This is a genomic window from Mycobacterium sp. HM-7 (assembly GCF_053852335.1).
Genome location: NZ_CM132657.1, coordinates 2425402 through 2450374, shown reverse-complemented (window position 1 = coordinate 2450374; position 24973 = coordinate 2425402). Strand labels below are relative to the sequence as shown.

The window sequence follows — 24973 nt, the reverse complement described above, 5'->3', positions numbered from 1 at the left end:
CGGGACGCCGACGCTCCGATACCGGCTTCTGGGCACTATGTCGTTACAATGGTCAACGGCGGCCGCCTGAACGGATAGCGGCGAACATCCGATCGAAGATCGACGCCAATATTCGACAGCCGACGCTTTTCGGTGGCGCACGCCCACGCCACCGATGTACGAAAGACCGAAAGGGTGGCCGTGGTAGCGACCAAAGCCAGCGAGACAGCCGACGAGCCGGTGAAGCGCACCACCAAAGCCCCCGCGAAGAAGGCCGCCGCCAAGGCTGCGCCGGCCAAGCGTGCCGCGAAGGCTCCCGCGAAGAAGGCCGCCGCGAAGGCTCCCGCCAAGCGCGGCCCGCGCAAGGCCACCGATTCGACCAAGCCGGAAGACGGCGTCGCCACCGACGACGTGACCGACGTCGACGACCTCGCCGTCGAACCCGATGAGATCGACGTCGACGACGCCGATCTGGAACTCGACGACGACCTCGAGGCCGACGACGAGGACGAAGCCGAAGAAGCTGAGGCCGAAGGTGAAGCCACCGCGGAGGGCGCCAAGGCCGCTCCCAAGGCCGCCGAAGGCGACGAGTCCGACGACACCGCGGAGCCGTCCGAGAAGGACAAGGCTTCCGGCGACTTCGTCTGGGACGAAGAAGAATCCGAGGCGCTGCGTCAGGCCCGCAAGGACGCCGAGCTCACCGCTTCCGCCGACTCGGTGCGTGCGTACCTCAAGCAGATCGGCAAGGTCGCGCTGCTCAACGCCGAGGAGGAAGTCGAGCTCGCCAAGCGCATCGAAGCCGGCCTCTACGCCACGCAGCTGATGTCGGAGCTGATGGAAAAGGGCGAGAAGCTGCCCGCCGCGCAGCGTCGCGACATGCAGTGGATCTGCCGTGACGGCGACCGCGCCAAGAACCACCTGCTCGAAGCCAACCTGCGTCTGGTGGTGTCGCTGGCCAAGCGCTACACCGGCCGCGGCATGGCGTTCCTGGACCTGATCCAGGAAGGCAACCTGGGCCTGATCCGTGCGGTCGAGAAGTTCGACTACACCAAGGGCTACAAGTTCTCGACGTACGCCACCTGGTGGATCCGGCAGGCCATCACCCGCGCCATGGCCGACCAGGCCCGCACCATCCGTATCCCGGTGCACATGGTCGAGGTCATCAACAAGCTCGGCCGCATCCAGCGCGAGCTGCTCCAGGACCTGGGTCGCGAACCCACGCCCGAAGAGCTGGCCAAGGAAATGGACATCACGCCCGAGAAGGTGCTGGAGATCCAGCAGTACGCGCGTGAGCCCATCTCGCTCGACCAGACCATCGGCGACGAGGGCGACAGCCAGCTCGGTGACTTCATCGAGGACAGTGAAGCCGTGGTGGCCGTGGACGCCGTGTCGTTCACGCTGCTGCAGGATCAGCTGCAGTCGGTGCTGGAGACCCTGTCCGAGCGCGAGGCCGGCGTCGTCCGGCTGCGCTTCGGCCTCACCGATGGTCAGCCGCGCACCCTCGACGAAATCGGCCAGGTCTACGGCGTCACCCGTGAGCGCATCCGCCAGATCGAGTCCAAGACCATGAGCAAGCTGCGGCACCCCAGCCGCTCGCAGGTTCTGCGGGACTACCTGGACTAGTCCCCCGGCTCAACGAAAGCGCCCTGAAACTTCCGGTTTCGGGGCGTCTTCGTTTGTTCGGCGATGGTCAGCAGGGCCACCCAGCGTTCTCCGTTGCAGATCCAGCCCGCGCCGCAGCCGTGGTCGCCGGTTTCGCCGCGACCGTTGTATCAGTTGAGTTTGCGCTGCCGGATGCCCCCGCCGGTCAAAAACCCCAGGCGGGAAAAGCTCTGCGTGTGAAAGGCTTTCGCGCATGCCGATCTCGCAGCATCCCTTGGGCCAGGCCATGCTGGACGTCTCGTCCGAATGCTTCGCCGCGATGGCCGACATCCTCACCGTGCTCGGTGACGACCTCGCAAACCGCCGGCCTGACCTCCCCGGCGCGAACAGCTGCTACGCCATCGTCAACCACTGCATCGGGGTCGTGGACTACTGGGCCGGGTCTTTCATCGCCGGGGAGCGGATCCCGCGGGACCGTGACAGCGAATTCACCGCGACCGGGCAGGTCGACGAGCTGCTGAACCGCCTGACCGCCCTGCAGCGGCGTTTCCCCGGCTGGGTGGAGATCGCGGTCACCGAGGGAATCCAGGACCGCGATCTGGCCGACGGGGTGCGCGGCGGCACCACCCGTGCCGCAGTGCTGGCCACCGCGAGCCCGGAGTGGACGCTGCTGCACATCCTGCAGGACATCGCGCAGCACGTCGGACACCTGGAGATCACCAGGGACCTGCTGCTCTCCGCACGCGCGGAGAGCTGACACGAATCGGCCCCCTTCTCCGCGGAGAAGGGGGCCGATCTGTTGTTCCGTCAGTCAGCGCTTGCCGCGCCGGAGGTGGCGTGCGCCTTGGCAGCGTCGGCTTTCTCCGCAGCCGCCGCCTTCTTGGCCTCGGCAGCAGCCTTCTTGGCGTCAGCCTTCGCCTTGGCCTCGGCCCTCTTGGCCTCGGCGGCAGCCTTCTTTTCCTCGGCCTTGGCCTTCGCCGCAGCCTTCTTCGCCTCAGCCGCAGCCTTCTTGGCGTCAGCCGCGGTCTTCTTGGCGTCAGCCTTGGCACCGTCAGCCTTGGCCTGGTCGGCCTGGCTGTCGTCGACCTTGGCGTTCGTGTCAGCTTTGAGGTCGTCATCCTTGGCGTCGCCGGCCTTGGCCGGTGAGTCGCCCGCCTGCGCCGCAGCCGGAGCCTTGGCCGCAACCGGAGCCGGGGCCGACAAACCGGCCGGCGAGACCACTGCACCCGAGGCCGGGTCGGCCGTCTTGGCGCCTGCCGGAGTGGGAGCCGGCGTCAGCTTCTTCTGCAGGTTTTCGACAGCGGTGGTGACGCCACCGATGACCTGAGCGTTGATGGCCCGCGCGAACTTGGCCGTCGAGAACAACGCGGCGGCGGCACCGTGGTTGATCGCGGTCAGGATCTTGCCGACGTCACCGGTCTTGAACGCCGATGCGACATCCCGAACCACGCCGCCGAGCTGACGGGACAGCGTGCGGACCTGGGTCAACACCTGCTCGATCGGGCCCTTCTGCATGCCGGCGATCTCGACGCCGTTCCAGTTCACCAGGTTCCAGCCGTCCTCGGGGTTGCCCTCGACCACGACATGGTTGGTGTTGGACAACGGATGCTGGGTGAACAGCATGATCTTCTGCTCGGTGCTCAGATTCTTGGCGTTCATCATCGTCCAGATCATGATGGTGCCGCCATGGGAGAACACCGCCGCGTTGCGATCGCCGTTGTCGTAGATCGTCTGCAGGGCGCCGTTGACCCGGTCCTGGAACTGATGGCCGGTCAGACCGGTCGTCGGATCGGCCGCGGACGGGATGAACGCGTCCAGGTTCGGGGTGATCGGATTGAAGCTGATGTTGGGGGGTGGCGTGACCGATAGACCCGCCCACGCCAGCGGAGCCGTCAGGTAGCCGAAGAGCGCCGCCCGTTCCGGCGTGCCCTCGTACATGCCTGCTTCGATCTCCTGAATGCCCGGCAACACCGTGATCGGCAGGCCGAGGTACTGCGACATGGGCACAGCGGTCTGCTGCGTCCGGACCATCGTCGAGGCGTAGATGGCATCGAAGTTCCGGTCTCCGAGCTTGGCCGCGATGTCCTTGGCCTGCTGCTGGCCGAGGTCGGTGAGTGTCGGCCCCGGCGTCGAGGTGTCACCGAGCCCCGACAGATTTCCGTACGACTGACCATGCCGGATGAACGTGATCGTCATGTTCTCGGCCGCCCATGCCGGCAGCGCCGACATGACCAGAAGAGCACCGGCCGTCAACGCGACACCGAGTCCCTTCAGCCCACGCGCGCGACGACGATGTCCCGCGCCCCCTGAATTTGTGTGGTTAATGATGTCCTCACTGTCTCGGGAGAGATATTTACCCGCGCGACAGTGCCAGTCCTGTAACAGTGATACAGACCACAATCCCGGTCAGTGGGCAGCTTTTGTCACAATTGACGAAACACCGACGACGCAAATCGGCCCCCTCCTCCACAGAGCAGGGGGCCGATCCACTTACTTCCCGGCGAGGAACCGTCAGTCGGTGCTGCCGGCGCCTGCGCCGGCGGTCGCCTTGGCAGATTCCGCCTTGGCCTTGGCCTCGGCCTTCTTGGCCTCAGCGGCAGCCTTCTTGGCATCAGCCTTTGCCTTGGCCTCGGCCTTCTTGGCTTCGGCGGCAGCCTTCTTTTCCTCGGCCTTGGCCTTCGCCGCGGCCTTCTTGGCCTCAGCCGCAGCCTTCTTCGCGTCAGCCTTGGTCTTGGCGTCGTCCGCCTTGGCCTGGCCTTCCGCCTTCGCGGCGTCGGCGTCGGCCTGGGCGTCGTCGGCCTTGGCCTGGCCCTCCGCCTTCGCGGCGTCGGCGTCGGCCTTGGCGGCATCAGCCTTGGCCTGACCGTCGACCTTGTTGTCCGACGCCGGAGCGTCGGCAACCTTGGCCGGTGAGTCGCCCGCCTGCGCCGCGGCCGCAGCCTTGGCCGCAACCGGAGCCGACAGGCCGGCCGGCGAGACCGCTGCACCCGAGGTCGGGGTGGTGGTCTGCGTGCCCGCAGCCGGAGCCGGCGGAGCCAGCTTCTTCTGCAGGTTGTCGATTGCCGTGGTGACGCCACCGATGACCTGGGCGTTGATGGCCCGGACGAACTTGGCCGTCGAGAACAACGCATCGGCCGCACCGTGGTTGATCGCCGTCAGAATCTTGCCGACGTTCCCGGTCTGGAACGCCGCGGCGACGTCCTGCACCACCGAGTTGAGCTGACGAGACAGCGTGCGGACCTGGGTCATCACATTCTCGATCGGGCCCTTCTGCATGCCGGCGATCTTGACGCCGTTCCACTCGACCAGGTTCCAGCCGTCTTCGGGGTTGCCCTCGACGACCACCACGCCGGTGTTGCCGAGCGGATGCTGCGTGAACAGCATGATCTTCTGCTCGGCGCTCAGATTCTTGGCGTTCATCATCGTCCAGATCATGATGGTGCCGCCGTGCGAGAACACCGCCGCGTTGCGATCACCGTTGTCGTAGATCGTCTGCAGGGCGCCGTTGACCCGATCCTGGAACTGATGGCCGGTCAGACCGGTCGTCGGATCGGCCGCGGACGGGATGAACGCGTCCAGGTTCGGGGTGATCGGATTGAAGCTGATGTTGGGCGGCGGAGTCACCGAAAGACCCGCCCACGCCAGCGGCGCCGTCAGGTAGCCGAAGAGACCCGCGCGTTCCGGGGTGCCCTCGTACTTGCCGGCTTCGATCTCCTGCAGACCCGGCAACACCTGGATCGGCAGACCCAGGTACTGCGACAACGGCACAGCCGTCTGCTGCGTCCGCACCATGGTGGACGCGTAGATGGCATCGAAGTTCCGGTCCCCGAGCTGGGCCGCGATGTCCTTGGCCTGCTGCTGACCGTCCGGCGTCAGGACCGGGCCCGGCACCTGGGTGTCGATGTTGCCCGACGTATTGCCGTACGACTGACCGTGCCGAATGAACGTGATCGTCATGTTCTCGGCCGCCCATGCCGGCAGCGCCGACATGACCAGAAGAGCGCTCGCCGTCAACGCGACACCGAGTCCCTTCAGCCCTCTTGCGCGACGGCGCTTGCCCGTCGCGTCTTCAGAATTCGTGTGGTTGATCATGCCCTCACCGTGTCGGGGATATTTACGCGCGCGATCGTGCCAATCCCCCGACCGTGATTCGGGCCACATTCCCAATGAGTGGACAGATTTCTCAGACTGTCGTTCATTTGCCGTTAACCAACGGCGTCGCCGCCGAAATTCGCGAGTAGAGCTGCGAAAACTCCCTCGGCGTCAGGCCGGTAGGGCACGGTGCGGATCACCGCGCCGACAGGGAGCGCGCCGTACAGATGAGGGAAGAGCATCGAGGCCGGATCCGTCGGCACCCCGGGCTCCCAGCGAACCGGCGACGCCAGCAACTCGGGGTCCAACACCAGCAGCACGAGGTCCGACCGGCCGCGGTACAGCCGGTTGGCCGGCAGGTGGACCTGTTCCGGCGCCGACAGGTGCACGAACCCGACCTCGTCCAGCGAGGGCGGCCGGAGCTCACCATCGAACCGAGCACGCGCCCAATCCGTTTCACTGCACAGATGGACCAGGAATGCGGGCGCGGCGATCATGCGGTCAGCCTGCCGCGCCCGCAACTCCAGCGATAGGTGAGACACGACACACCCGTGAACACCCGGGGAACAACGCTGGAATCCAAATCGTCTGACAGAGTAGAGATGTGTAACCGGCAAAGCGCCCAGGCGGCGACGAGCAGAAGGAGGCGCCATGAACGCAACTCTGACGGGCCCGACACTGACACGGGCCGACCGCTGTGACCGGTGCGGTGCTGCCGCCCGCGTTCGCGCTACCCTGCCGTCCGGCATGGAGCTTCTGTTCTGCCAACACCACGCCAACGAGCACGAATCCAAGCTGGTCGAATTGGCTGCCGTGCTGGTGGTCAGCAGCGAGGACTGAGTGACCCGCCGGTCACCTCAAATACGGTCCTGATGGGGTCTCTTCGGTAATGCTGGTCTGGTCATGAACGACCAGACTCCTCCGATCAAGCCGACGCGTCATCACGTGTTGCGGATTATCCGACGTGCGCTGACGAAGAGCTGGGACGACTCGATCTTCTCGGAGTCGGCCCAGGCGGCGTTCTGGTCGGCGTTGTCACTTCCACCACTGCTGCTGGGGATGCTGGGCAGCTTGGCGTACGTGGCACCGCTGTTCGGTCCCGAGACGCTGCCGATGATCCAGGAGCAGTTGATCGGTACGGCGAAGAACTTCTTCTCGCCGAACGTCATCAACGAGATCATCCAGCCGACCGTGCGCGATATCGCGGTCGGCGCCCGCGGCGAGGTGGTGTCCCTCGGGTTCGTCATCTCGCTGTGGGCGGGGTCGTCGGCGATCTCGGCGTTCGTCGACGCGGTCGTCGAGGCACATGACCAGACGCCGCTGCGCCATCCCGTGCGGCAGCGGTTCTACGCGCTCGGCCTGTATCTCGTGATGCTGCTGTTCGTGATCGCGACCGCCCCGGTGGCCGCCATCGGACCGATGAAGATCGCCCAGCACATTCCCGAAGCCTGGTCCAACGCCATGAAGTACGGGTACTGGCCGGTGCTGCTGCTTGGCATCGTGCTGGCCGTGACGGTGCTCTACCGGGTGTCGCTGCCCAAACCGCTGCCGACCCATCGGCTGCTGTTCGGCGCACTGCTGGCCACCGTGGTTTTCGTGGTCGCGACGGTGGGACTGCGGTTCTATCTGACCTGGATCACCGCGACGGGCTACACGTACGGCGCACTGGCGACACCCATCGCGTTCCTGCTGTTCGCGTTCGCGCTCGGCTTCGCGATCATGATCGGCGCCGAACTCAACGCGGCGATCCAGGAGGAATGGCCGGCGCCGGACACCCACGCCCGGCGCCTGCGCGAATGGCTCGAGGAGAAGGCCGAGACCCTCACCAACGATCAGCCCGCCGAACCGGCGCCGGATCCGCCGGCCTGACCGGCTGCGGCTATTTCTTCATCTGTTCGTAGATGCGCTTGCAGTCCGGGCACACCGGCGAGCCGGGCTTGGGCGACTTGGTCACCGGGAACACCTCGCCGCACAGGGCGACGACATGGGTGCCCATGACCGCGCTCTCGGCGATCTTGTCCTTCTTGACGTAGTGGAAATGCTTGGGTCGGTCGTCGTCCGTACCGTCGTCGACCTGTTCATCGGAATCGGTACGTTCGAGGGTGTCGGTCTCCATGAACTCATTGTGGCACTTCAGGCGAACCGGTCGCGGCGGCACTGAGCCAGATGTGGGACAGTAGAAGGATGAAACACGGCCCTGAGCTGAGTTTCGACGACGATGGTCGGCCGGTCCTCATCACTCGCGCAGCACCCGCCTACGAGGAGCAGCACCGCGCGCGCGTTCGCCGCTACCTCACCATCATGTCGTTCCGCGTGCCGGCGCTGTTGCTGGCTGCCCTCGCTTACAGCATCTGGCACAACGGCCTCATCTCGCTGGCCATCCTGATCGCATCCATTCCCCTGCCGTGGATCGCGGTACTCATCGCCAACGACCGGCCGCCGCGCACCGCACAGGAGCCGCGCCGTTACGACGCGGCCCGGCGGGCACCCATGTTCCCGACGGCGGAGCGCCCGGCAATCGAGGACCGGCACCCGGTCATCGACGGCGATGTCGAGCCCTGACCTCCACCTGAGTTTCCTTCTTTCTCCTTTCTAAGGACATTCTCAGGTCGACCGGGAAAAACCGCAGGTCAGAGGCCATGAACGAAGAGGGCCTCGGGAACTTCTCCTGCCCCTTCGGCGTTGAAGCTAGTGACAGTTCGAGCTGAGCACGAGCAGGAGGCCGCAAATGGCAAACGCCACACGCCGTATCGATTCCGACCTTGACGCACAGAGTCCCGCCGCGGACCTGGTGCGCGTCTACCTCAACGGCATCGGTAAGACCGCCCTGCTCAACGCCGAGGACGAAGTGGAACTGGCCAAGCGCATCGAGGCGGGCCTGTACGCGGCCCACCTGCTGGAGACCAAGAAGCGTCTCGGCGACAACCGCAAGCGCGACCTGGCGGCCATCGTCCGCGACGGCGAAGCCGCGCGCCGGCACCTGCTCGAAGCCAACCTGCGCCTCGTGGTCTCGCTGGCCAAGCGCTACACCGGTCGCGGCATGCCGCTGCTGGACCTGATCCAGGAAGGCAACCTGGGCCTGATCCGGGCGATGGAGAAGTTCGACTACGCCAAGGGCTTCAAGTTCTCGACCTACGCCACCTGGTGGATCCGTCAGGCGATCACCCGCGGCATGGCCGACCAGAGCCGCACGATCCGGCTCCCCGTCCATCTGGTCGAGCAGGTCAACAAGCTCGCGCGGATCAAGCGCGAGATGCACCAGAGCCTGGGACGTGAGGCCACCGACGAAGAGCTCGCCGAAGAGTCGGGCATCCCGGTCGAGAAGATCAACGACCTGCTCGAGCACAGCCGTGACCCGGTGAGCCTCGACATGCCGGTCGGCACCGACGAGGAAGCTCCGCTCGGCGACTTCATCGAGGACTCCGAGGCGCTCTCCGCCGAGAACGCCGTGATCTCGGAGCTGCTGCACACCGACATCCGGCACGTGCTCGCCACCTTGGACGAGCGCGAGCAGCAGGTGATCCGGCTGCGGTTCGGCCTGGACGACGGCCAGCCCCGCACCCTGGATCAGATCGGCAAGCTGTTCGGCCTCTCCCGTGAGCGGGTGCGGCAGATCGAGCGCGAGGTCATGTCGAAGCTCCGCAACGGCGAGCGTGCCGAGCGCCTGCGGGCCTACGCGAGCTGATCCGCAACCACCCACAACTGCACCCCCCTGGTGCCCGCCGGATTACCCGGCGGGCACCGTTTTTCGCGGCCGGGCCGCCCGCGGATGGCCGCCGCATCGATCACCGCGTCGATCGGCCGTGGTGGATGCCTGATGACCCGGCCAAACCGGTAAGCTGGGCACCGGCGGAGGCCTGGAGGATTTGGCATGAACGATCTGATCGATACGACCGAGATGTACCTGCGGACGATCTACGACCTCGAAGAAGAGGGCGTGGTGCCGCTGCGTGCGCGCATTGCCGAACGACTCGAGCAGAGCGGCCCTACCGTCAGCCAGACGGTGTCGCGCATGGAGCGCGACGGGCTGCTGCACGTCGCCGGTGATCGCCACCTGGAACTCACCGACAAGGGCCGTTCGCTGGCGGTGTCGGTGATGCGCAAGCACCGGCTTGCCGAGCGCCTGCTGGTCGACGTGATCGGCCTGCCGTGGGAAGAAGTACACGCCGAGGCGTGCCGCTGGGAACACGTGATGAGCGAGGACGTCGAGCGCCGGCTGGTCCAGGTCCTCGACAACCCGACCACGTCGCCGTTCGGTAACCCGATCCCGGGCCTCGCCGAACTCGGCGTCATGCCCACCGGCGATTCCGACGTCAGCCTCGTCCGGCTCACCGAACTGCCCACCGGATTCCCAGTCGCGGTCCGGGTGCGCCAGCTGACAGAACACGTCCAGGGCGATACCGAGCTGATCGCCCGGCTCAAGGACGCCGGCGTCGTACCGAACGCGCGTGTCACGGTGCAGGCCACCGAGCACGGCAGCGTCATGATCGTCATCCCCGGACACGAGCAGGTCGAGTTGCCGCATCACATGGCCCACGCGGTCCGGGTCGAGAAGGTCTGATTCGCGCGCTGCGAAACGGTCACGCCGACCTGCCGAAGATGCTGCGCGGCGGCATCTGGACGCCGAGGCGCTCCGCCAGTTTGTAGCCGGTGAGCGCAAGTTCACGAATGCGGTCCGGACGCATTCCGGACTGCAGTGCTGCGTCGAGCATTCCGGCCATCCGATGCCCGCTGTCGACGTCCAACGCGGCCTGCAGTGCCACCCCCGCAAGCGGCCCGTCGCCGCGGGCATAGGCACTGAATGCCAGCAGCACCAGCGCCTCCACTCGCCACGGCGCGGGCAGCATGCGGGTCAGGGCAGCCCACACCGACTCGGCCTCGGCGGCGTTCGCGCCGACTGCCAACGCATACAAGGTGTCCCGCACCCGCGCGTCCGCCACCGCGCAAGCCAGCCGCACCGCATCGTCGTCGGGTAGCGGCGCGCCCTCCGACGAACCGGTGGCACAGGCCACCGCATGTTCGACGTCGGCACGCACCTCGGCATCGGGACGACCGGAGTAATTCACTGCGGCAGCACGCTTTTCGATCGCCGGCCGCAAGGCTTCAGCACGCCGGGCATCGGTGACGGCGACGACCTCGACGAGGTCCGCGCGCCGGGCGTAGAGGCGACGGCCGTCGAGCACCGCCGCCATGGTGACCGGCGACGACTCGGGATCCTCGACGACACCGGCGTTCCCGCAGCCGTCGGCGCAATGCCATCGGCCGCCGGCCGCCACGCGGTCCACCACGTGGACCGCGAGCAGTTCGATGCCGTGATCGGACAGCGCCTCACCGAGTTCGTCGCTCACATCGCGGTACAGGTCTGCGCACATCGGGCAGTCGATGCTGTGCTCGTCGACGATCACCGCGATGGCGGCGTCCGCATCCGCCGCAGTGGCCATGTCGGCGAGATGCCCGAGAGCGTCGGGCAAGGCATCGAAGAATCCTTCCGACAGGTCCACGCGCAGGACCGCGCCCATCTCGCCGCCGATGATGGTGACGAGCACCAGTGACTTCTCCGGCGCAAACCCCAGGACCGCGGGCACCGCCGCGATCAGGGCGCCGGGCCGGTTCAGTTGGAAATCGAATGAGCTGAAAGTTGTCATGCACCGAAGGTGGCAGCGCGGACCGTCAGCAATCGGCCGCTGATGCCACCGGCGGACCGGTCTGTGGATGAACTCGGATCTGTGGATAACGGGTAGCGCTCGAGGTGTTTCCGCAAAGTTCGCCGATGATCGGGCTGCGTGATCGCGCGCGCCGTGCCAACCTGGCTGTCATGGGTTCCATGCAGGAGTTCGACCTCGTCGTCATCGGATCCGGCCCGGGTGGGCAGAAGGCCGCCATCGCCGCCGCCAAGCTGGGAAAATCCGTCGCGGTCATCGAGCGCGGACGCATGCTCGGCGGCGTCTGTGTGAATACCGGGACCATCCCGTCCAAGACGCTGCGCGAGGCCGTCGTCTATCTCACCGGCATGAGTCAGCGCGAACTGTATGGGTCCAGCTACCGCGTGAAGGAACGGATCACGCCCGCCGACCTGCTGCGCAGGACCACGCACGTCATCGGCCGCGAGCAGGACGTCGTGCGTAATCAGCTCCTGCGCAACGGTGTCGAGCTGTTCGAAGGGCACGGCCGGTTCCTCGACCCGCACACCCTGGTCATCGAGGACCCGACACGCGACGAGAACGTCAACATCAAGGCGCGCTACGTCGTCATCGCGACCGGCACCAAACCGGTACGCCCACCCGGCGTGAAGTTCGATGAGGAGCGCGTACTGGATTCCGATGGAATCCTTGACCTCAAGAGCCTGCCGCAGTCGATGGTCGTGGTGGGCGCCGGCGTCATCGGTATCGAGTACGCGTCGATGTTCGCCGCGCTCGGCACCAAGGTCACCGTCATCGAGAAGCGTCCGACGATGTTGGACTTCTGTGATTCCGAGATCATCGAGTCCCTCAAATTCCACCTGCGCGACCTTGCGGTGACATTCCGGTTCGGCGAAGAGGTGACCGCGGTGGACGTCGGTCCCGGTGGCACCTTGACCACGCTGGCCAGTGGCAAACAGATCCCGGCCGAGACGGTGATGTACTCGGCCGGCCGTCAAGGGCAGACCGAGCACCTCGACGTCGCCCAGGCCGGCCTCGAGATCGACAGCCGCGGAAGGATATTCGTCGACGACAACTACCAGACCAAGGTCGACCACATCTACGCGGTCGGTGATGTCATCGGATTCCCGGCGCTGGCCGCCACCTCGATGGATCAGGGCCGGCTGGCGGCCTACCACGCCTTCGGCGAGCCCTGTAAGGGCATGACGGAACTGCAGCCGATCGGCATCTACTCCATCCCCGAGGTGTCGTACGTCGGCGCCACCGAGGTCGATCTGACCGACAGCTCGGTCCCGTACGAGGTCGGTGTGTCGCGCTACCGGGAACTGGCCCGAGGGCAGATCGCCGGCGACTCGTACGGGATGCTCAAACTGCTGGTGTCCACCGAGGACCTGACCCTGCTCGGCGTGCACATCTTCGGTTCGAACGCCACCGAGCTGGTCCATATCGGCCAGGCCGTGATGGGTTGCGGTGGGACCGTGGAGTACCTGGTCGACGCCGTCTTCAACTACCCGACCTTCTCCGAGGCCTACAAGGTCGCCGCGCTCGACGTGATGAACAAACTGCGGGCCCTGAACCAGTTCAAAGGCTAGGTACTGCAGCCGTCGTCGGGGGCGCCGGTGGCCCGGTCCGCCGGACCGCCCTCCTGGGCACGCTGATACAGCACCTGAATCTGCACATCGAACGGCGACGAGTAGGACAGCTCGTTGTTGCTGCAGCCACCACCCTGCAGCCCGCCGACCACTCCCCTGACCTCGGCCGCCGACACCCACGGCGAGCCACTGGTGCCGTCCACCAGCCCGGGACAGCGCAGCGCCGGGAACCCACGGTCCGGAAGTGACGTCGGCCCACTGCAACTGACCTGGACCCCGCCGTCACCGAGCGGGTATCCCGTCACTGTGATCGGAACATCCGGGCCCGGTGCCACGCCCAGCACGAACCCGCCGCCGGCGCGATGTTCCAGCGTTTCGGTCGAGGCCGCGCCGCCGCGGCTGACCCGCGCGATCGCGAAGTCGGCAGCGGGATCCTGGCGTCGGACCCATCGCGGGTCGAGATACACCGCGTCGACGTGCCAGAAGTCCCCGGGCACGCCGCCGCGGTAACCGGGTGCGAACGTCGCGTCGAACGACGCGTCCAGACAGTGGGCGGCCGTGATGATCAGGTTCCCTGCCAGCGAATCGAGCACCGCGCCACTGCAGGTGTGCACCGAATCGCTGCCCAGGAACACCGCTCCGACGCGCGGGTCCGGACGTGGCCCGGGGACCGCGGCCGGGCCTGCGGTGACCGCTCCGACGTCGCCGGTACGCGGATCGGCCCTGATCGCGGGCGGGGTGCACGCAGTGGCCAGCAGCGCGATGAATGCGCTCACGGCCAATCGGGTGCCCAGCATCTGTCCGATCTTGCCCGATCCCAGCAGCACGGGCAGCACCTGGTGCACCATGGCGTACTGCGGGGTGCCACCGGGAACAACGCGATAATGCGCGACACTTGTAGGAGACACATCCAGCGAGGTGTGGCACGCAGTACGGCAAGGAGTGTGAATGAGCGAGCACGACGGGAACGCGCCCGACGAGCGCCAGGGCCAGCAGTACCAGCCCGAGCAGAGCGGCATGTACGAGCTGGAGTTCCCCGCGCCGCAGCTGTCTGCCGCCGACGGCCGCGGCCCGGTGATGGTGCACGCCCTCGAAGGCTTCTCCGACGCAGGCCACGCCATCAAGCTGGCCGCTGAGCATCTGAAGAACACGCTCGACACCGAGTTGGTCGCCTCGTTCGCCATCGACGAACTGCTGGACTACCGGTCGCGACGTCCGCTGATGACGTTCACCACCGATCACTTCACCAAGTACGACGATCCCGAGCTGAACCTGTACGCGCTGCACGACACCGCCGGGACGCCGTTCCTGCTGCTCGCCGGCATGGAGCCGGACCTGCGCTGGGAACGCTTCATCACCGCGGTGCGGCTGCTCTCCGAGCGCCTCGGCGTCCGCCAGGTCATCGGGCTGGGCGCCATCCCGATGGCGGTCCCGCACACCCGCCCCGTCACCCTGACGGCGCATGCGGGCAACAAGGAGCTGATCGCCGACCACACACCGTGGGTGGGCGAGGTGCAGGTCCCGGCCAGTGTGTCGAATCTGTTGGAATACCGGATGATTCAGCACGGCCACGAGGCGCTGGGCTTCACCGTGCACGTGCCGCACTACCTGGCGCAGACCGCGTACCCGCCGGCCGCCGAGGCCCTGCTGGGCGAGGTCTCACGGATCGCGTCGCTGCAGATTCCGCTGCAGGCGCTGTCGGAGGCGGGTGCCGAGGTGTACACGAAGATCAGCGAACAGGTGGAGGCCAGCTCCGAAGTCGCTCAAGTGGTCAGTGCACTGGAACAACAGTACGATTCGTTCGTCGCTGCTCAGGAGAATCGGTCGTTGCTGGCACGGGACGAGGAACTACCCAGCGGCGACGAACTCGGCGCCCAGTTCGAACAGTTCCTCGCCGAACAGTCCGGTGACGGATTCGCCGATCCCGACCAGGGCGCCGACGGCACCGCAGGCGACTGACCCACGCGGTCGGCCTCGCCGACACGATGGGAAGGAGCTGGGACGATGCCCGACGGAAAGCCCAACCTGCATTCTGTACGTGACGTGACACCCCGCCTGGAATACCGCACCATCCATGGTTACCGGCGGGCCTACCGGGTGGCCGGCTCCGGTCCGGCGATCCTGTTGATCCACGGCATCGGCGACAACTCCACGACGTGGGAAACCGTGCAGACGCGCCTCGCCCAGCGGTTCACCGTCATCGCCCCGGACCTGCTGGGTCACGGTCAGTCCGACAAGCCGCGCGCCGACTATTCGGTTGCCGCGTACGCCAACGGCATGCGGGACCTCCTCAGCGTGCTCGACATCGACCGCGTGACGGTCATCGGTCATTCGTTGGGCGGCGGCGTGGCCATGCAGTTCGCCTACCAGTTCCCGCAGTTGATCGATCGCCTGGTACTGGTCGGTGCCGGCGGTGTCACCCGCGACGTGAACATCGCACTGCGGCTCGCGGCGTTGCCACTGGGCACCGAGGCCCTGGCGTTATTGCGAATCCCGTTGGTACTGCCGGCTCTTCAGCTCGCCGGGCGCCTCGGCGGAGCGCTGCTCGGGTCGACCGGCCTGGGCCACGACCTGCCGAACATGCTGCGAATTCTGAACGACCTGCCCGAGCCCAAGGCCTCATCCGCCTTCGCCCGGACGCTACGCGCAGTGGTCGACTGGCGCGGCCAGGTGGTGACGATGCTGGACCGATGTTATTTGACCGAAGCCATTCCGGTGCAATTGGTTTGGGGCACCCAGGATGCCGTCATCCCGGCTGCCCACGGAGAACTGGCACATGCGGCGATGCCGGGCTCCCGGCTCGAATTCTTCGACAACTCGGGACATTTCCCATTTCATGACGACCCCGATCGATTCGTGGCGCTCGTCGAGAATTTCATCGACACGACCACGCCATCGGTTTACGACCGCGATGCCCTGCGCGGCCTCCTGCAGGCCGGCGTCACCGCCAAATCGATCGACGCCCCGCTCGATACGAAGGTTGCGGTACTCGACGCACTCGAGACCGACGAACGCAGCGCGACCTAGCGGCCGTCAGCCCGACGACGTCACGCCGCGGTGTGCCCGCAGCGCCTCGATTTCGCGTTCGAAGTCCTCGGCGGACGAGAACGAGCGGTACACCGACGCGAACCGCAGATAGGCGACCTCGTCCAGGTCGCGCAGCGGCCCGAGGATCGCCAACCCGACCTCATGGCTCGGCACTTCGGGAGATCCGGTGGCCCGCACCGCATCTTCGACCTTCTGCGCCAATTGATTCAAGGCGTCGTCGTCGACCTGCCGACCCTGGCACGCGCGCCGTACGCCTTTGATCACCTTGTCCCGGCTGAACGGTTCGGTGACTCCGCTGCGTTTGACCACCGAAACGACCGCAGTCTCCACCGTGGTGAACCGGCGACCGCATTCCGGGCACGACCGGCGACGCCGAATCGCCTGCCCTTCATCAGCTTCTCGCGAATCGACCACACGCGAGTTCGGATGCCGGCAGAACGGACAGTGCATCACCGCTCCTTCGCCGCACCGACAATCGACCGTTTCGAACGGTCTCGAGCCTACCCGTGCCGCTCTGACGCGGCCGGGCGCCGTGCCGATCGAGGTGCGCACGGGCTGTCCTCAGCCGACCGGCGCGATCAGCGTCTGCCCGGCGTTCAGCGCCACCGACGGCAACTTGTTCAGTTCCTTGATGCGGTCGACGACGGCGCTGACCGGTGCGTCGGGCGCCACCCGCCGCGCCACCTGCTGAATCGACTCTCCCGTCTGCACCCGGACCACCGCGAGCTGCGCGGGCACGGAGGCGGCCGACGAGGTCGGCTGGACGGCCTCCCCGAACTGCGCCACCAGGCCCAGCCATACGGTGATCCCCGCCGCGACCAGCGCCAGCATCACCGTCGTCAACGGCGTGATCGGGTTGCTCCGGTGCGAGGCGCGAGACGTCAGCACGCCGGTGCCCCGGTGCCGGAACGCCGCACCCGAGGGACGGGAACCGGCCGGCCGCAGCCGGGCCTGCCGCTGACGATTCACATCTCCACGCCGAGGCACGGTGCGGACGACGACGTCGGTCGGGTATTCGCGGGTGATGACGGTCATGTCGGTTCCTCTCAGGAGTTCGTACATAGGTTCGATCGCTCTTATGTTCGACTATATCGCCCAAACGTTCGAACGGTAGAACATGTGATCGAACTGTTGCGAACGATACGACCACCCACCGACAAGTTCCGTTCCGCGACTTCGTCACCGCTTTCACCACGTCACAACCGGCGTCACAACCAGATCCCGCCCGCGACACGCCGATCCGGCCATCTCGAACACATGTTTGATGATTCGGGTGCACTGGGCTAGATTCGTCCCTATGAGCGACAGCACCGATACCCCGGACACCCAGACAGGCGGACGATCCAGCAGCCTCACCGAACGTCAGCGGACCATCCTCGACGTGATCCGCGCCTCGGTGACCACCCGCGGCTACCCGCCCAGCATCCGGGAGATCGGCGATGCCGTCGGCCTCACGTCAACCTCGTCGGTGGCCCACCAGCTGCGCACGCTGGAGAAGAAGGGTTATCTGCGCCGGGACCCGAACCGTCCGCGCGCCGTGGACGTCCGCGGCGCCGACGACGCGACCGGAGCCACCATCACCACCGATGTCGCCGGTTCCGACGCGCTGCCCGAGCCGACCTTCGTCCCGGTGCTCGGCCGGATCGCCGCCGGCGGCCCGATCCTCGCCGAGGAGGCCGTCGAAGACGTCTTCCCACTCCCCCGAGAACTCGTGGGCGAGGGCTCGTTGTTCCTTCTGAAGGTGGTCGGCGAGTCCATGATCGACGCCGCGATCTGCGACGGCGACTGGGTCGTCGTGCGGCAGCAGAATGTGGCCGACAACGGTGACATCGTCGCGGCGATGATCGACGGCGAAGCCACGGTGAAGACCTTCAAGCGCGCCAAGGGCCAGGTGTGGCTGATGCCGCACAACCCGGCATTCGATCCGATCCCGGGCAACGACGCCGTCGTCCTCGGCAAGGTCGTGACCGTCATCCGCAAGATCTGACGCCCGCCGGACCTACAGGTGAGCCCCGCTGCAGTCGCTCGCAGCGGGGCTCAACCGTCTACGGTCAGCCTCGAACGAATCCGTTGGTGACCGCGAATTCCTCACTGGCGAACCAGATTTCAACGTCGGCGTCGTCGTATCCGGGAGCCCCCGGCACCCAGTACAGGCCTGATTTGGTGTTGGCCTTGATGACGTAACCTTCGGGCGGCTCGGCACCGGTCGCGACGCGGAACGACATCTGCGCGGTCTCGGGCTCCTCCGCGCCGAGCGCGTGATGCCTGCCGCTGGCCGGGCCGGCCGCGGTGTCCTCCGCGGGCGTCGCGATCGCAGGCGGCTCGTCGACGTGCGGCTCGGCCTCGGCGACCTGCTCCTCGGGCTGGGGCGCACGTTCATCAGCGTCCTGGTCCCCGGCGTCGGCAGCAGCCGGCGCAGCCCAGGCTCGGTCGCCCGGATTCCGCGGCCGAAGGCCCGCGAAGCCCGCCAACCCGGCAGCGGTCAGACCCGCCGCCGCGCCACCGCGACGCAGCGCGTCCGGCAGTTGCACCGATGCCGTCGGCTCATCGGCTGGTTCGTCAGCGCCATCGGCGTCGCTCGCCTGCGGCTCTGGCTCGTAGGGCTCGGCCGCGTCGACGGGCTCGGCGTCAACTTCGGCTTGCGTCTCAGCATCGGCGTCCGGCTCACCGGCGACCGGCTCGTCCGCGGGCTGCTCGGCCGTGAAATCGGGGTACACCGTCGGCGCGGTGTCGATGACGTCCGGGTTGCTCTGGAACGCGGGGCCACCGTGCGGGCCGTCGAATTGCTGGTCCTCCGCCGGGAATTCGTCGCTGTACTCGCTGTCGACGCCGCCGTCCGCGTACTGCGGGTCGCCGTACTCTCCGTCGCCGAACTCGTGGTCGTCGTAGTCGTACGCATCCTGGTCATCGGGGACTTCCTGACCGGCACCCCGCCGGCGCCGCAGCAGGGCCGCGATCACGATGCCGACCACCACCAGCAACAGCGGGATGATCGCCAGCAGCCACCACCAGTGGAACTCGTACCACTTGCCGGCCTCGTCGGACTGGGAGGTCACGCCGCCCGGCAGGTCGACGCTGGGCACCTGCAGACCGCTCAACTGCGACGCAAGCTCCGCCGGCTCGGTGCTGAACGCACGGCTGGACTTGTTCCACGAGACCGAGCCGCCGGTGAACTTCTGGCTGACGACGTCGCCGTTCACCGTCTGGTCAGCGGTCGGCGCGCCGAGCTTCCCGGTGGCGCCGCCGAGCTTGTCCCACGCCGCGTTCATCGCGCCGCGGACGACGAACGCGCCGTGCTCGGGTGTCCAGAATATCGCCGGGTTGTCGGCCGCGGCGAAGGTGGCGATCCGACTCGTCGGCGAAATGCCGCCGTCGGTCTCGTTGCTCGCCGGGAATCCGAGATCGCCCTGCGGCCCACCGGCCGCGCGGTACTTGGCCAGCACGTCGCCGGTGACCGCGTGGGCGCCGGTCGCCGGCGAATAGAAGATGGTGCCGCCGGCGAAGTTCTGCGCCACGCCGTCACCGACCTTGTACTGGGCGCCCTGCTCGTCACCGAGGGTGCCCTGCGGCCCCCCGGCGGCCCGCCGGGCCGCGGCGATGGCCGTCGTCGCGTCGCCCGGCACGTCCAGCCCGGTCAGTTGGCCTGCCAGATCGGCGGGCGAGGTCGTGAATGCCTTGGTCTTGGCGTTCCAGCTCACCTCACCGCCGGTGAAAGGCTGGGAGACGACGTCACCCTTCCAGGATTCGTCGGAGGTGGGCACGCCGAGAGTGCCGGCCGAACCGCCGAGCTTGTCCCAGGCCGCGTTGATCGCGCCGCGGACGACCCAGGCGCCGTTGTCGGGCGTCCAGAAGATGACCGGCTTGTCGGCCGCGCTGAACGTGCTGTTGCGGCTGTCGGTGGCCCTGCCCGCCCCCTCGTCGATGGTCGGGAAGCCGAGATCGCTGTCCGCGGCGCCGCCCAGCGCCTGGTACTTGTCGAGAATTGCGCCGTAAATGAGATGGGCACCGGTGCTCTCGGTGAAATAGATCTTGCCGCCCGCGAAGTTCTGCGCGTATCCCGCGCCGACTTGGTAGACGTCACCGTCCTTGGCGCCCAGCTCACCCGTGTCACCGCCCGCGGCATCCCAGGTGTGGGATATCGCCGCGTCGGCGTCGCCTTCCGGTGTCGCCAATGCCGTCGGAGCCATGAGCAATGCCACCGCGACAGAAAGGGCCCCGACACCAGCCCATCCGCCACGGGTTCGCAGCCCGGTCATCGAATTCCTCCCGCGGTTGGCAAAACTCCGGATACAAATTCCGTCAGACAAACTCTCTTGATTGAGAGATTCTGTCAACTTTGCTTCAGTTCATGCCCATCGTGCGGGATATCGGGCGGTGACGCGCCAGTGTGTCGCGCTTCGATATGCGAATAAATTCGCGTCGGCAATTAGCTAAACGCCCAATCCGCGGCCGATGATCTCCTTCATGATCTCGGTGGTACCGCCGTAGATCGTCTGGATCCTGGAGTCCAGGAATGCCCGCGCAATGGGATATTCGCGCATATATCCGTAGCCGCCGTGCAGCTGCAGACACCGGTCGACCAGCCGGACCTGCGCCTCCGTCGAATACCATTTGGCCATCGCCGCCTGGTCGATTGTCAGCTTTCGATCGAGATGCAGACGAATGAACTCGTCGACCATGATTCGCACCGCAGTGGCCTCTGTCGCCAGTTCGGCCAACACGAATCGACTGTTCTGGAAGCTGCCGATCGGCTTGCCGAACGCTTTACGCTCCTTGGCGTATTGCAATGTCGATTCGAGTACGGCCTCCATCGCGGCCGCAGCCATCACGGCGATGGAAATGCGCTCCTGGGGCAGATTCTGCATCAGATATACGAATCCCATGCCCTCGACCCCGAGCAGGTTCTCGGCCGGAACTCTGACGTCCGTGAACGACAATTCGGCGGTGTCCTGGGCGTCGAGCCCGATCTTGTCGAGATGACGGCCGCGCTCGAAGCCCGCCATGCCGCGCTCGACGACGAACAGGCTGAAGCCCTGCGCGCCCTTGTCCGGGTCGGTGCAGGCCACCACGATCACGAGGTCGGCGTGAATGCCGTTGGTGATGAACGTCTTCGAGCCGTTGAGGACGTAGTGATCGCCGTCTTTGACCGCGCGGGTCTTGATGCCCTGCAGATCACTGCCGGTGCCGGGCTCGGTCATCGCGATCGCGGCGATCAGTTCACCGTTGCAGAAGCCGGGCAGCCAGCGCTTCTTCTGCTCCTCGTTGGTCAGTTCCAGCAGGTACGGCGCGATGACGTCGTTCTGCAGTGTGAAGCCCAGGCCGCTGTGCCGTCCGGCCGCGGTCTCCTCGCTGACGATGACGTTGTAGCGGAAGTCCGGGTTCCCGCCGCCGCCGTACTCCTCGGGCACGGCCATGCCGAGAAATCCCTGCTTACCGGCCTCGCGCCAGACCTCGCGGTCGACGATCTTGGCCTTCTCCCATTCCTCGCGGTAGGGCTCGGCGTGCCGTTCCAGGAACGCCCGGTACGACTCGCGGAACAGCTCGTGCTCGGGTTCGAACAACGTGCGGTCGTACTTGATGACACCCATGCGAGACCTCCGGTACTGGATAAGTTTGACAACAACTTATCCCAACCGGGCGGTTGGTTGTGAGCGGGCCCACATGCGACGCGCCGCCGGGCGCGGACTACCGGGCCTGGGTACGTCCCGACTGCGAACGACCCGACTGTGCGCGACCCGGCGCCTGCTGGCCACCCGAACGCCGACGACGGCGCTGGCCCTGGCCGGCGGTCGCCGTCTTGGCCGGACGGTTACCGCCGCGAGGCGCGGGAGCCTCCTTGGGCGCGGGAGCCCGGTACGGCGCGATCTCGCCGACCAGCGCCTGCACCGGCGCCGAGTCGGCGACGACTTCCTGCGGCCGGGCGGTGATGCCCGCCTTGCGCAGCAACTGCTGGGCGTCTTTGCGCTGCTCGGGCAGCACGACGGTGACGACGTCACCGGCGCTGCCGGCGCGGGCCGTGCGGCCCGAGCGGTGCAGGTAAGCCTTGTGCTCGGCCGGCGGATCGACGTGCACGACGAGTTCAACCTCGTCGACGTGGACACCGCGCGCCGCGATGTCGGTGGCAACGAGCACCCGCGCATCCCCCGCGCTGAAGGCCGCGAGGTTGCGGTCACGCGCCGGCTGGGACAGGTTGCCGTGCAGGTCCACCGACGGCACGCCGGCCTCGGTGAGCTGGCGGGCCAGCTTGCGGGCCTGGTGCTTGGTCCGCATGAACAGGATGCGCCGGCCCGTGCCGGACGCCAGCCGGTGCACGAGTTCCTGCTTCGCCGCCGTGTTCGAGACGTGGAAGACGTGGTGGGTCATGGCGGGCGGCGGCGCGTCGATCTCGTCGACCGAGTGCGTGATCGGGTTGGACAGGAAGCGCCGCACCAGCTTGTCGACGCCGTTGTCCAGCGTCGCCGAGAAGAGCATGCGCTGCCCGTCGGCGGGCGTGGCCGCCAGAATCCGGGTGACGCCCGGCAGGAAGCCGAGGTCGGCCATGTGGTCGGCCTCGTCCAGAACGGTGACCTGAACGGCGTCCAGGCTGACGAGCTTCTGCTTCATCAGGTCTTCGAGGCGGCCCGGGCACGCGATGACGATGTCCACACCGCCGCGCAGCGCGTCGACCTGGCGGTTCTGCGATACGCCACCGAAGATGGTGGTCACCTTCAGCCCCATGGCGGTGGCGAGAGGTGCAACAGTGGCGGCGATCTGGGTGGCCAGCTCACGGGTGGGAGCCAGGACCAGGCCGCTGGGTCGCGACGGGCGCCGCGAGACGCCGGTCAGCCGGGCCACCAGCGGAATGGAGAACGCCAGGGTCTTGCCGCTGCCCGTGCGGCCGCGGCCGAGGACGTCCCGGCCGGCCAGGGTGTCGGGCAGGGTGCTGATCTGGATGGGGAACGGCGCGGCGATGCCGCGGCCGGCGAGCGAGGCGATGAGCGCTTCGGGGACGCCGAGCTCAGCGAACGACGACGATTGTTCTGCAGACATGGATAAATACAGCCTTTCCGGCACGGTGGGTCGACAATGCCGGCGGCAGTATCGGTCGCCGCGAGAAATGCTGGTGCAGAGGGAACTGAAGGCTGTCAGCCGTTCCACGACGTGATCGGCGGACGCGTTGTGACAATAGTGCGCAACCGATGTTGATCCGAAGCTTAGTGCCGAACCATGCCGGTTGCTGACCACCACCACGGATCCGGCGACCGGATCAGCGAAAGACCTTGACCCACAAGCGGTATCGCGGTGGTGTGATTTCACCCACCGTGCCCGGTACCCGCCGTATCGGAAAATCGACACACCCGACAAATTTTCGGCAAACACCGGGTACCGATCCGGCCGCAGTGCGACGATGCGAAACAGGTGCCGATCACCGGATTGGCGATGTCGAAAAGGGGCGAAGCGATGCGCGCTTTCGGACGCACCATCCCGGCAGCCGTGGCCGTGATGCTGACGGTGCTGAGCACTGTTCTGCTTGGCGTGGTGTCGATGGTCACGGCCGCGTTCACGCTCGCCGCGACCGCGCTGATCGTCCCGGGCACCGGCACGCCGAACGCCAACATCGTGGCGGGCTACAAGGAGAACGCGGACACCTACTACATCGCCCCGTTCAATCCGCTGTGCACGCAGGCAAACAGCTGCACGCTGACGGGCATCAACTACCCCGCCCAGTTCTGGCCCATTCCTCTGCCCGGCTGGGGTGGCCTGTCCGGCGCCAAGTGGAACGTGTCGACGGGTGAAGGCATCGCGCACCTCAACACCGCGCTGATGGACGCGCTGCCGACGGCGTCGCCAACCAACCCCGTCATCATCTTCGGCTACTCACAAGGCGGCAACATCGTCAGCCGGTACAAGTCGACCCTCGCCACCTTGACCGACACCCAGAAGGCCGCCTTGTCCTTCGTGATGATCGGTAACACCAACCGGCCCAACGGCGGCCTGTTCGAACGCCTCGCCTTCCTGGGCACGGTGCCGATCCTGGATGCCACATTCGGCCTGCCGGCACCCACCAACACGGGCATCAAGACCACGGACATCGCATTCGAGTACGACGGCGTCGCCGACTTCCCGCTGTACCCGATCAACCTGCTCGCCGACCTCAACGCCATCGCCGGTTTCTGGTACACCCACGGCACCTACCTGGCGCCGAACGCCAACAGCGACGCGGGCGAGATTCCCGACCTCGAGTACACCCCCGCAGAGTTGGACGCCGCGTTGAAGGACCCGGCGAACCAGACCGTCTACGGCGACACCACCTACATCACGATCCCGACGAAGACGCTGCCCCTGGTGCGGCCGTTCCTGGAGTTCGGCGGCTTCACCCACACCAGCTTCATCATCAAGCCGCTGGTCGACCTCGTCGCCCCGGTGCTGCGTGTCCTCATTGACACCGGCTACGACCGCAGCCTGAGCCCGGGTGTCCCGGCGCCGTTCCGGCTGATCCCGCTGATCAATCCGATCACCTTGACGCAGGACCTGATCAACGCAGCCGGCGAGGGCGTCAAGGCCGCGATCAGTGACATCACCGGTGGCAAGGTGCAGCTGCCGATCGCCGCGACCACACCGGCCCCGGCACCGACGACGGTCGCAGCCCTGACGAGGTCGAGCACGCCGAAGGCGGTGTCTGCCACCCCGACCGGAGACACCAAGCTGGCTCCCGCCACGACACCGAAACCGTCGCCGACCCCCGATCCCAAGGACGTCGATACCAAGACCCCGGAGGTCACGGCCACCGACACCAAGACAACCGACACCAAGACCACAGACACGACGACGGGCACCAAGACAACCGACGCCAAGGACACGTCCGACCCCAAGCAGGGCCCGGCCAAGGACGGTCAGACCGGCGCCGATAACAAGACCAACGACAAGACCAAGAAGCCGAAGAAGGACAAGACCCCCAAGGCCACCAAGACCGTCAAGCCGGTGAAGCCGGCCACCGAGAAGGCCGAGAAGGCCGACAAGCCGGCCAAGGCTGCCGCCTGA

Annotated in this window: 23 protein-coding genes; 12 read left to right on the top strand and 11 right to left on the bottom strand. The window is 66.8% G+C overall.

The annotated features are described in order from the left end of the window. Window positions 1-180: 180 nt before the first annotated feature. Both ACWW1C_RS11770 and ACWW1C_RS11765 read left to right on the top strand, forming a co-directional pair. Entirely contained in the window at window positions 181-1602 is a 1422-nt protein-coding gene (locus ACWW1C_RS11770; RefSeq protein WP_455983599.1) for an RNA polymerase sigma factor, read from the top strand. A 232-nt stretch (window positions 1603-1834) separates the two neighbouring features. Beyond that, on the top strand, window positions 1835-2338 hold the full coding sequence (locus ACWW1C_RS11765; RefSeq protein ID WP_455983598.1) for a mycothiol transferase: 504 nt from the start codon (window positions 1835-1837) through the stop codon (window positions 2336-2338). 50 nt (window positions 2339-2388) lie between these two features. Here ACWW1C_RS11765 and ACWW1C_RS11760 read toward each other — a convergent pair whose 3' ends face one another. From ACWW1C_RS11760 to ACWW1C_RS11750, 3 genes are all read right to left on the bottom strand, one after another. Beyond that, window positions 2389-3834: a histidine phosphatase family protein gene (locus tag ACWW1C_RS11760; RefSeq protein ID WP_455983597.1), complete on the bottom strand. Its 1446-nt coding sequence runs from the start codon at window positions 3832-3834 to the stop codon at window positions 2389-2391. A gap of 258 nt (window positions 3835-4092) precedes the next feature. Beyond that, window positions 4093-5673 carry a histidine phosphatase family protein gene (locus tag ACWW1C_RS11755; protein ID WP_455983596.1) on the bottom strand — a complete coding sequence of 527 codons (1581 nt, stop codon included), beginning with the start codon at window positions 5671-5673 and terminating at the stop codon, window positions 4093-4095. Between the two features lie 113 nt (window positions 5674-5786). Then, on the bottom strand, window positions 5787-6170 hold the full coding sequence (locus ACWW1C_RS11750; RefSeq protein WP_455984243.1) for a DUF952 domain-containing protein: 384 nt from the start codon (window positions 6168-6170) through the stop codon (window positions 5787-5789). Window positions 6171-6324: 154 nt separating this feature from the next. Here ACWW1C_RS11750 and ACWW1C_RS11745 point away from each other — a divergent pair, with 154 nt between their 5' ends. Both ACWW1C_RS11745 and ACWW1C_RS11740 read left to right on the top strand, forming a co-directional pair. Then, window positions 6325-6513, top strand: coding sequence for a DUF7455 domain-containing protein (locus tag ACWW1C_RS11745; RefSeq protein WP_029118279.1), 189 nt, complete (start codon window positions 6325-6327; stop codon window positions 6511-6513). A gap of 63 nt (window positions 6514-6576) precedes the next feature. Beyond that, the gene (locus ACWW1C_RS11740; protein WP_455983595.1) at window positions 6577-7542 is read left to right on the top strand and encodes a YihY/virulence factor BrkB family protein; all 966 of its coding nucleotides are present in this window, start codon (window positions 6577-6579) and stop codon (window positions 7540-7542) included. A gap of 10 nt (window positions 7543-7552) precedes the next feature. On the opposite strand, the gene ACWW1C_RS11735 is transcribed toward ACWW1C_RS11740, so the two are convergent. After that, window positions 7553-7789: a DUF3039 domain-containing protein gene (locus ACWW1C_RS11735; RefSeq protein WP_455983594.1), complete on the bottom strand. Its 237-nt coding sequence runs from the start codon at window positions 7787-7789 to the stop codon at window positions 7553-7555. Between the two features lie 50 nt (window positions 7790-7839). Here ACWW1C_RS11735 and ACWW1C_RS11730 point away from each other — a divergent pair, with 50 nt between their 5' ends. The 3 genes from ACWW1C_RS11730 (at window position 7840) to ACWW1C_RS11720 (ending at window position 10234) form a co-directional block, all read left to right on the top strand. Next, complete coding sequence (locus ACWW1C_RS11730; RefSeq protein WP_455983593.1) at window positions 7840-8235, top strand: DUF3099 domain-containing protein; 396 nt, start codon at window positions 7840-7842, stop codon at window positions 8233-8235. Between the two features lie 166 nt (window positions 8236-8401). Further along, window positions 8402-9358: a sigma-70 family RNA polymerase sigma factor gene (locus ACWW1C_RS11725; protein WP_455983592.1), complete on the top strand. Its 957-nt coding sequence runs from the start codon at window positions 8402-8404 to the stop codon at window positions 9356-9358. 186 nt (window positions 9359-9544) lie between these two features. Continuing rightward, window positions 9545-10234 (top strand): iron dependent repressor, metal binding and dimerization domain protein, encoded by a 690-nt coding sequence (locus ACWW1C_RS11720; RefSeq protein ID WP_455983591.1) that lies wholly within the window; start codon window positions 9545-9547, stop codon window positions 10232-10234. A gap of 19 nt (window positions 10235-10253) precedes the next feature. Here ACWW1C_RS11720 and ACWW1C_RS11715 read toward each other — a convergent pair whose 3' ends face one another. Beyond that, the gene (locus tag ACWW1C_RS11715; protein ID WP_455983590.1) at window positions 10254-11318 is read right to left on the bottom strand and encodes a DUF4192 domain-containing protein; all 1065 of its coding nucleotides are present in this window, start codon (window positions 11316-11318) and stop codon (window positions 10254-10256) included. A gap of 179 nt (window positions 11319-11497) precedes the next feature. Here ACWW1C_RS11715 and sthA point away from each other — a divergent pair, with 179 nt between their 5' ends. Continuing rightward, entirely contained in the window at window positions 11498-12904 is a 1407-nt protein-coding gene (sthA, locus tag ACWW1C_RS11710) for a Si-specific NAD(P)(+) transhydrogenase (protein WP_455984242.1), read from the top strand. Here sthA and ACWW1C_RS11705 read toward each other — a convergent pair. Beyond that, window positions 12901-13701, bottom strand: a complete 801-nt coding sequence (locus tag ACWW1C_RS11705) for a trypsin-like serine peptidase (protein ID WP_455984241.1) — start codon at window positions 13699-13701, stop codon at window positions 12901-12903. The two genes, sthA and ACWW1C_RS11705, sit on opposite strands and share 4 nt — an antisense overlap. Before the next feature lie 151 nt (window positions 13702-13852). On the opposite strand from ACWW1C_RS11705, the gene ACWW1C_RS11700 reads away from it, so the two are divergent. Both ACWW1C_RS11700 and ACWW1C_RS11695 read left to right on the top strand, forming a co-directional pair. Then, window positions 13853-14863: a proteasome assembly chaperone family protein gene (locus ACWW1C_RS11700; protein ID WP_455983589.1), complete on the top strand. Its 1011-nt coding sequence runs from the start codon at window positions 13853-13855 to the stop codon at window positions 14861-14863. A gap of 45 nt (window positions 14864-14908) precedes the next feature. Next, window positions 14909-15931, top strand: coding sequence for an alpha/beta fold hydrolase (locus ACWW1C_RS11695; RefSeq protein WP_455983588.1), 1023 nt, complete (start codon window positions 14909-14911; stop codon window positions 15929-15931). A gap of 6 nt (window positions 15932-15937) precedes the next feature. Here ACWW1C_RS11695 and nrdR read toward each other — a convergent pair whose 3' ends face one another. Continuing rightward, complete coding sequence (gene nrdR / locus ACWW1C_RS11690; RefSeq protein ID WP_455983587.1) at window positions 15938-16402, bottom strand: transcriptional regulator NrdR; 465 nt, start codon at window positions 16400-16402, stop codon at window positions 15938-15940. 111 nt (window positions 16403-16513) lie between these two features. Then, a complete protein-coding gene (locus tag ACWW1C_RS11685; protein ID WP_455983586.1) occupies window positions 16514-16987 on the bottom strand; it encodes a LysM peptidoglycan-binding domain-containing protein in 474 nt (157 codons plus the stop codon). Between the two features lie 262 nt (window positions 16988-17249). On the opposite strand from ACWW1C_RS11685, the gene lexA reads away from it, so the two are divergent. Then, window positions 17250-17939 (top strand): transcriptional repressor LexA, encoded by a 690-nt coding sequence (lexA, locus tag ACWW1C_RS11680; RefSeq protein WP_455983585.1) that lies wholly within the window; start codon window positions 17250-17252, stop codon window positions 17937-17939. Window positions 17940-18003: 64 nt separating this feature from the next. On the opposite strand, the gene ACWW1C_RS11675 is transcribed toward lexA, so the two are convergent. From ACWW1C_RS11675 to ACWW1C_RS11665, 3 genes are all read right to left on the bottom strand, one after another. Further along, window positions 18004-20208: a sunset domain-containing protein gene (locus ACWW1C_RS11675; RefSeq protein WP_455983584.1), complete on the bottom strand. Its 2205-nt coding sequence runs from the start codon at window positions 20206-20208 to the stop codon at window positions 18004-18006. A 174-nt stretch (window positions 20209-20382) separates the two neighbouring features. Then, entirely contained in the window at window positions 20383-21540 is a 1158-nt protein-coding gene (locus ACWW1C_RS11670; protein ID WP_455983583.1) for an acyl-CoA dehydrogenase family protein, read from the bottom strand. A 97-nt stretch (window positions 21541-21637) separates the two neighbouring features. Beyond that, window positions 21638-22981 carry a DEAD/DEAH box helicase gene (locus tag ACWW1C_RS11665; protein WP_455983582.1) on the bottom strand — a complete coding sequence of 448 codons (1344 nt, stop codon included), beginning with the start codon at window positions 22979-22981 and terminating at the stop codon, window positions 21638-21640. Between the two features lie 411 nt (window positions 22982-23392). On the opposite strand from ACWW1C_RS11665, the gene ACWW1C_RS11660 reads away from it, so the two are divergent. After that, window positions 23393-24973, top strand: coding sequence for a PE-PPE domain-containing protein (locus ACWW1C_RS11660; RefSeq protein ID WP_455983581.1), 1581 nt, complete (start codon window positions 23393-23395; stop codon window positions 24971-24973).

What these genes read in the sequence shown, in the direction of transcription:
- ACWW1C_RS11670 (WP_455983583.1), bottom strand. Translation starts at nt 21,540, where the DNA reads ATGGGTGTCATCAAGTACGACCGCACGTTGTTCGAACCCGAGCACGAG.
- lexA (WP_455983585.1), top strand. Translation starts at nt 17,250, where the DNA reads ATGAGCGACAGCACCGATACCCCGGACACCCAGACAGGCGGACGATCC.
- ACWW1C_RS11705 (WP_455984241.1), bottom strand. Translation starts at nt 13,701, where the DNA reads ATGCTGGGCACCCGATTGGCCGTGAGCGCATTCATCGCGCTGCTGGCC.
- ACWW1C_RS11665 (WP_455983582.1), bottom strand. Translation starts at nt 22,981, where the DNA reads ATGTCTGCAGAACAATCGTCGTCGTTCGCTGAGCTCGGCGTCCCCGAA.
- ACWW1C_RS11755 (WP_455983596.1), bottom strand. Translation starts at nt 5,673, where the DNA reads ATGATCAACCACACGAATTCTGAAGACGCGACGGGCAAGCGCCGTCGC.
- ACWW1C_RS11700 (WP_455983589.1), top strand. Translation starts at nt 13,853, where the DNA reads ATGAGCGAGCACGACGGGAACGCGCCCGACGAGCGCCAGGGCCAGCAG.
- ACWW1C_RS11725 (WP_455983592.1), top strand. Translation starts at nt 8,402, where the DNA reads ATGGCAAACGCCACACGCCGTATCGATTCCGACCTTGACGCACAGAGT.
- ACWW1C_RS11720 (WP_455983591.1), top strand. Translation starts at nt 9,545, where the DNA reads ATGAACGATCTGATCGATACGACCGAGATGTACCTGCGGACGATCTAC.
- ACWW1C_RS11675 (WP_455983584.1), bottom strand. Translation starts at nt 20,208, where the DNA reads ATGACCGGGCTGCGAACCCGTGGCGGATGGGCTGGTGTCGGGGCCCTT.
- ACWW1C_RS11740 (WP_455983595.1), top strand. Translation starts at nt 6,577, where the DNA reads ATGAACGACCAGACTCCTCCGATCAAGCCGACGCGTCATCACGTGTTG.
- ACWW1C_RS11715 (WP_455983590.1), bottom strand. Translation starts at nt 11,318, where the DNA reads ATGACAACTTTCAGCTCATTCGATTTCCAACTGAACCGGCCCGGCGCC.
- ACWW1C_RS11745 (WP_029118279.1), top strand. Translation starts at nt 6,325, where the DNA reads ATGAACGCAACTCTGACGGGCCCGACACTGACACGGGCCGACCGCTGT.
- ACWW1C_RS11765 (WP_455983598.1), top strand. Translation starts at nt 1,835, where the DNA reads ATGCCGATCTCGCAGCATCCCTTGGGCCAGGCCATGCTGGACGTCTCG.
- ACWW1C_RS11730 (WP_455983593.1), top strand. Translation starts at nt 7,840, where the DNA reads ATGTGGGACAGTAGAAGGATGAAACACGGCCCTGAGCTGAGTTTCGAC.
- ACWW1C_RS11660 (WP_455983581.1), top strand. Translation starts at nt 23,393, where the DNA reads ATGCGCGCTTTCGGACGCACCATCCCGGCAGCCGTGGCCGTGATGCTG.
- sthA (WP_455984242.1), top strand. Translation starts at nt 11,498, where the DNA reads ATGCAGGAGTTCGACCTCGTCGTCATCGGATCCGGCCCGGGTGGGCAG.
- ACWW1C_RS11750 (WP_455984243.1), bottom strand. Translation starts at nt 6,170, where the DNA reads ATGATCGCCGCGCCCGCATTCCTGGTCCATCTGTGCAGTGAAACGGAT.
- ACWW1C_RS11735 (WP_455983594.1), bottom strand. Translation starts at nt 7,789, where the DNA reads ATGGAGACCGACACCCTCGAACGTACCGATTCCGATGAACAGGTCGAC.
- ACWW1C_RS11695 (WP_455983588.1), top strand. Translation starts at nt 14,909, where the DNA reads ATGCCCGACGGAAAGCCCAACCTGCATTCTGTACGTGACGTGACACCC.
- ACWW1C_RS11685 (WP_455983586.1), bottom strand. Translation starts at nt 16,987, where the DNA reads ATGACCGTCATCACCCGCGAATACCCGACCGACGTCGTCGTCCGCACC.
- nrdR (WP_455983587.1), bottom strand. Translation starts at nt 16,402, where the DNA reads ATGCACTGTCCGTTCTGCCGGCATCCGAACTCGCGTGTGGTCGATTCG.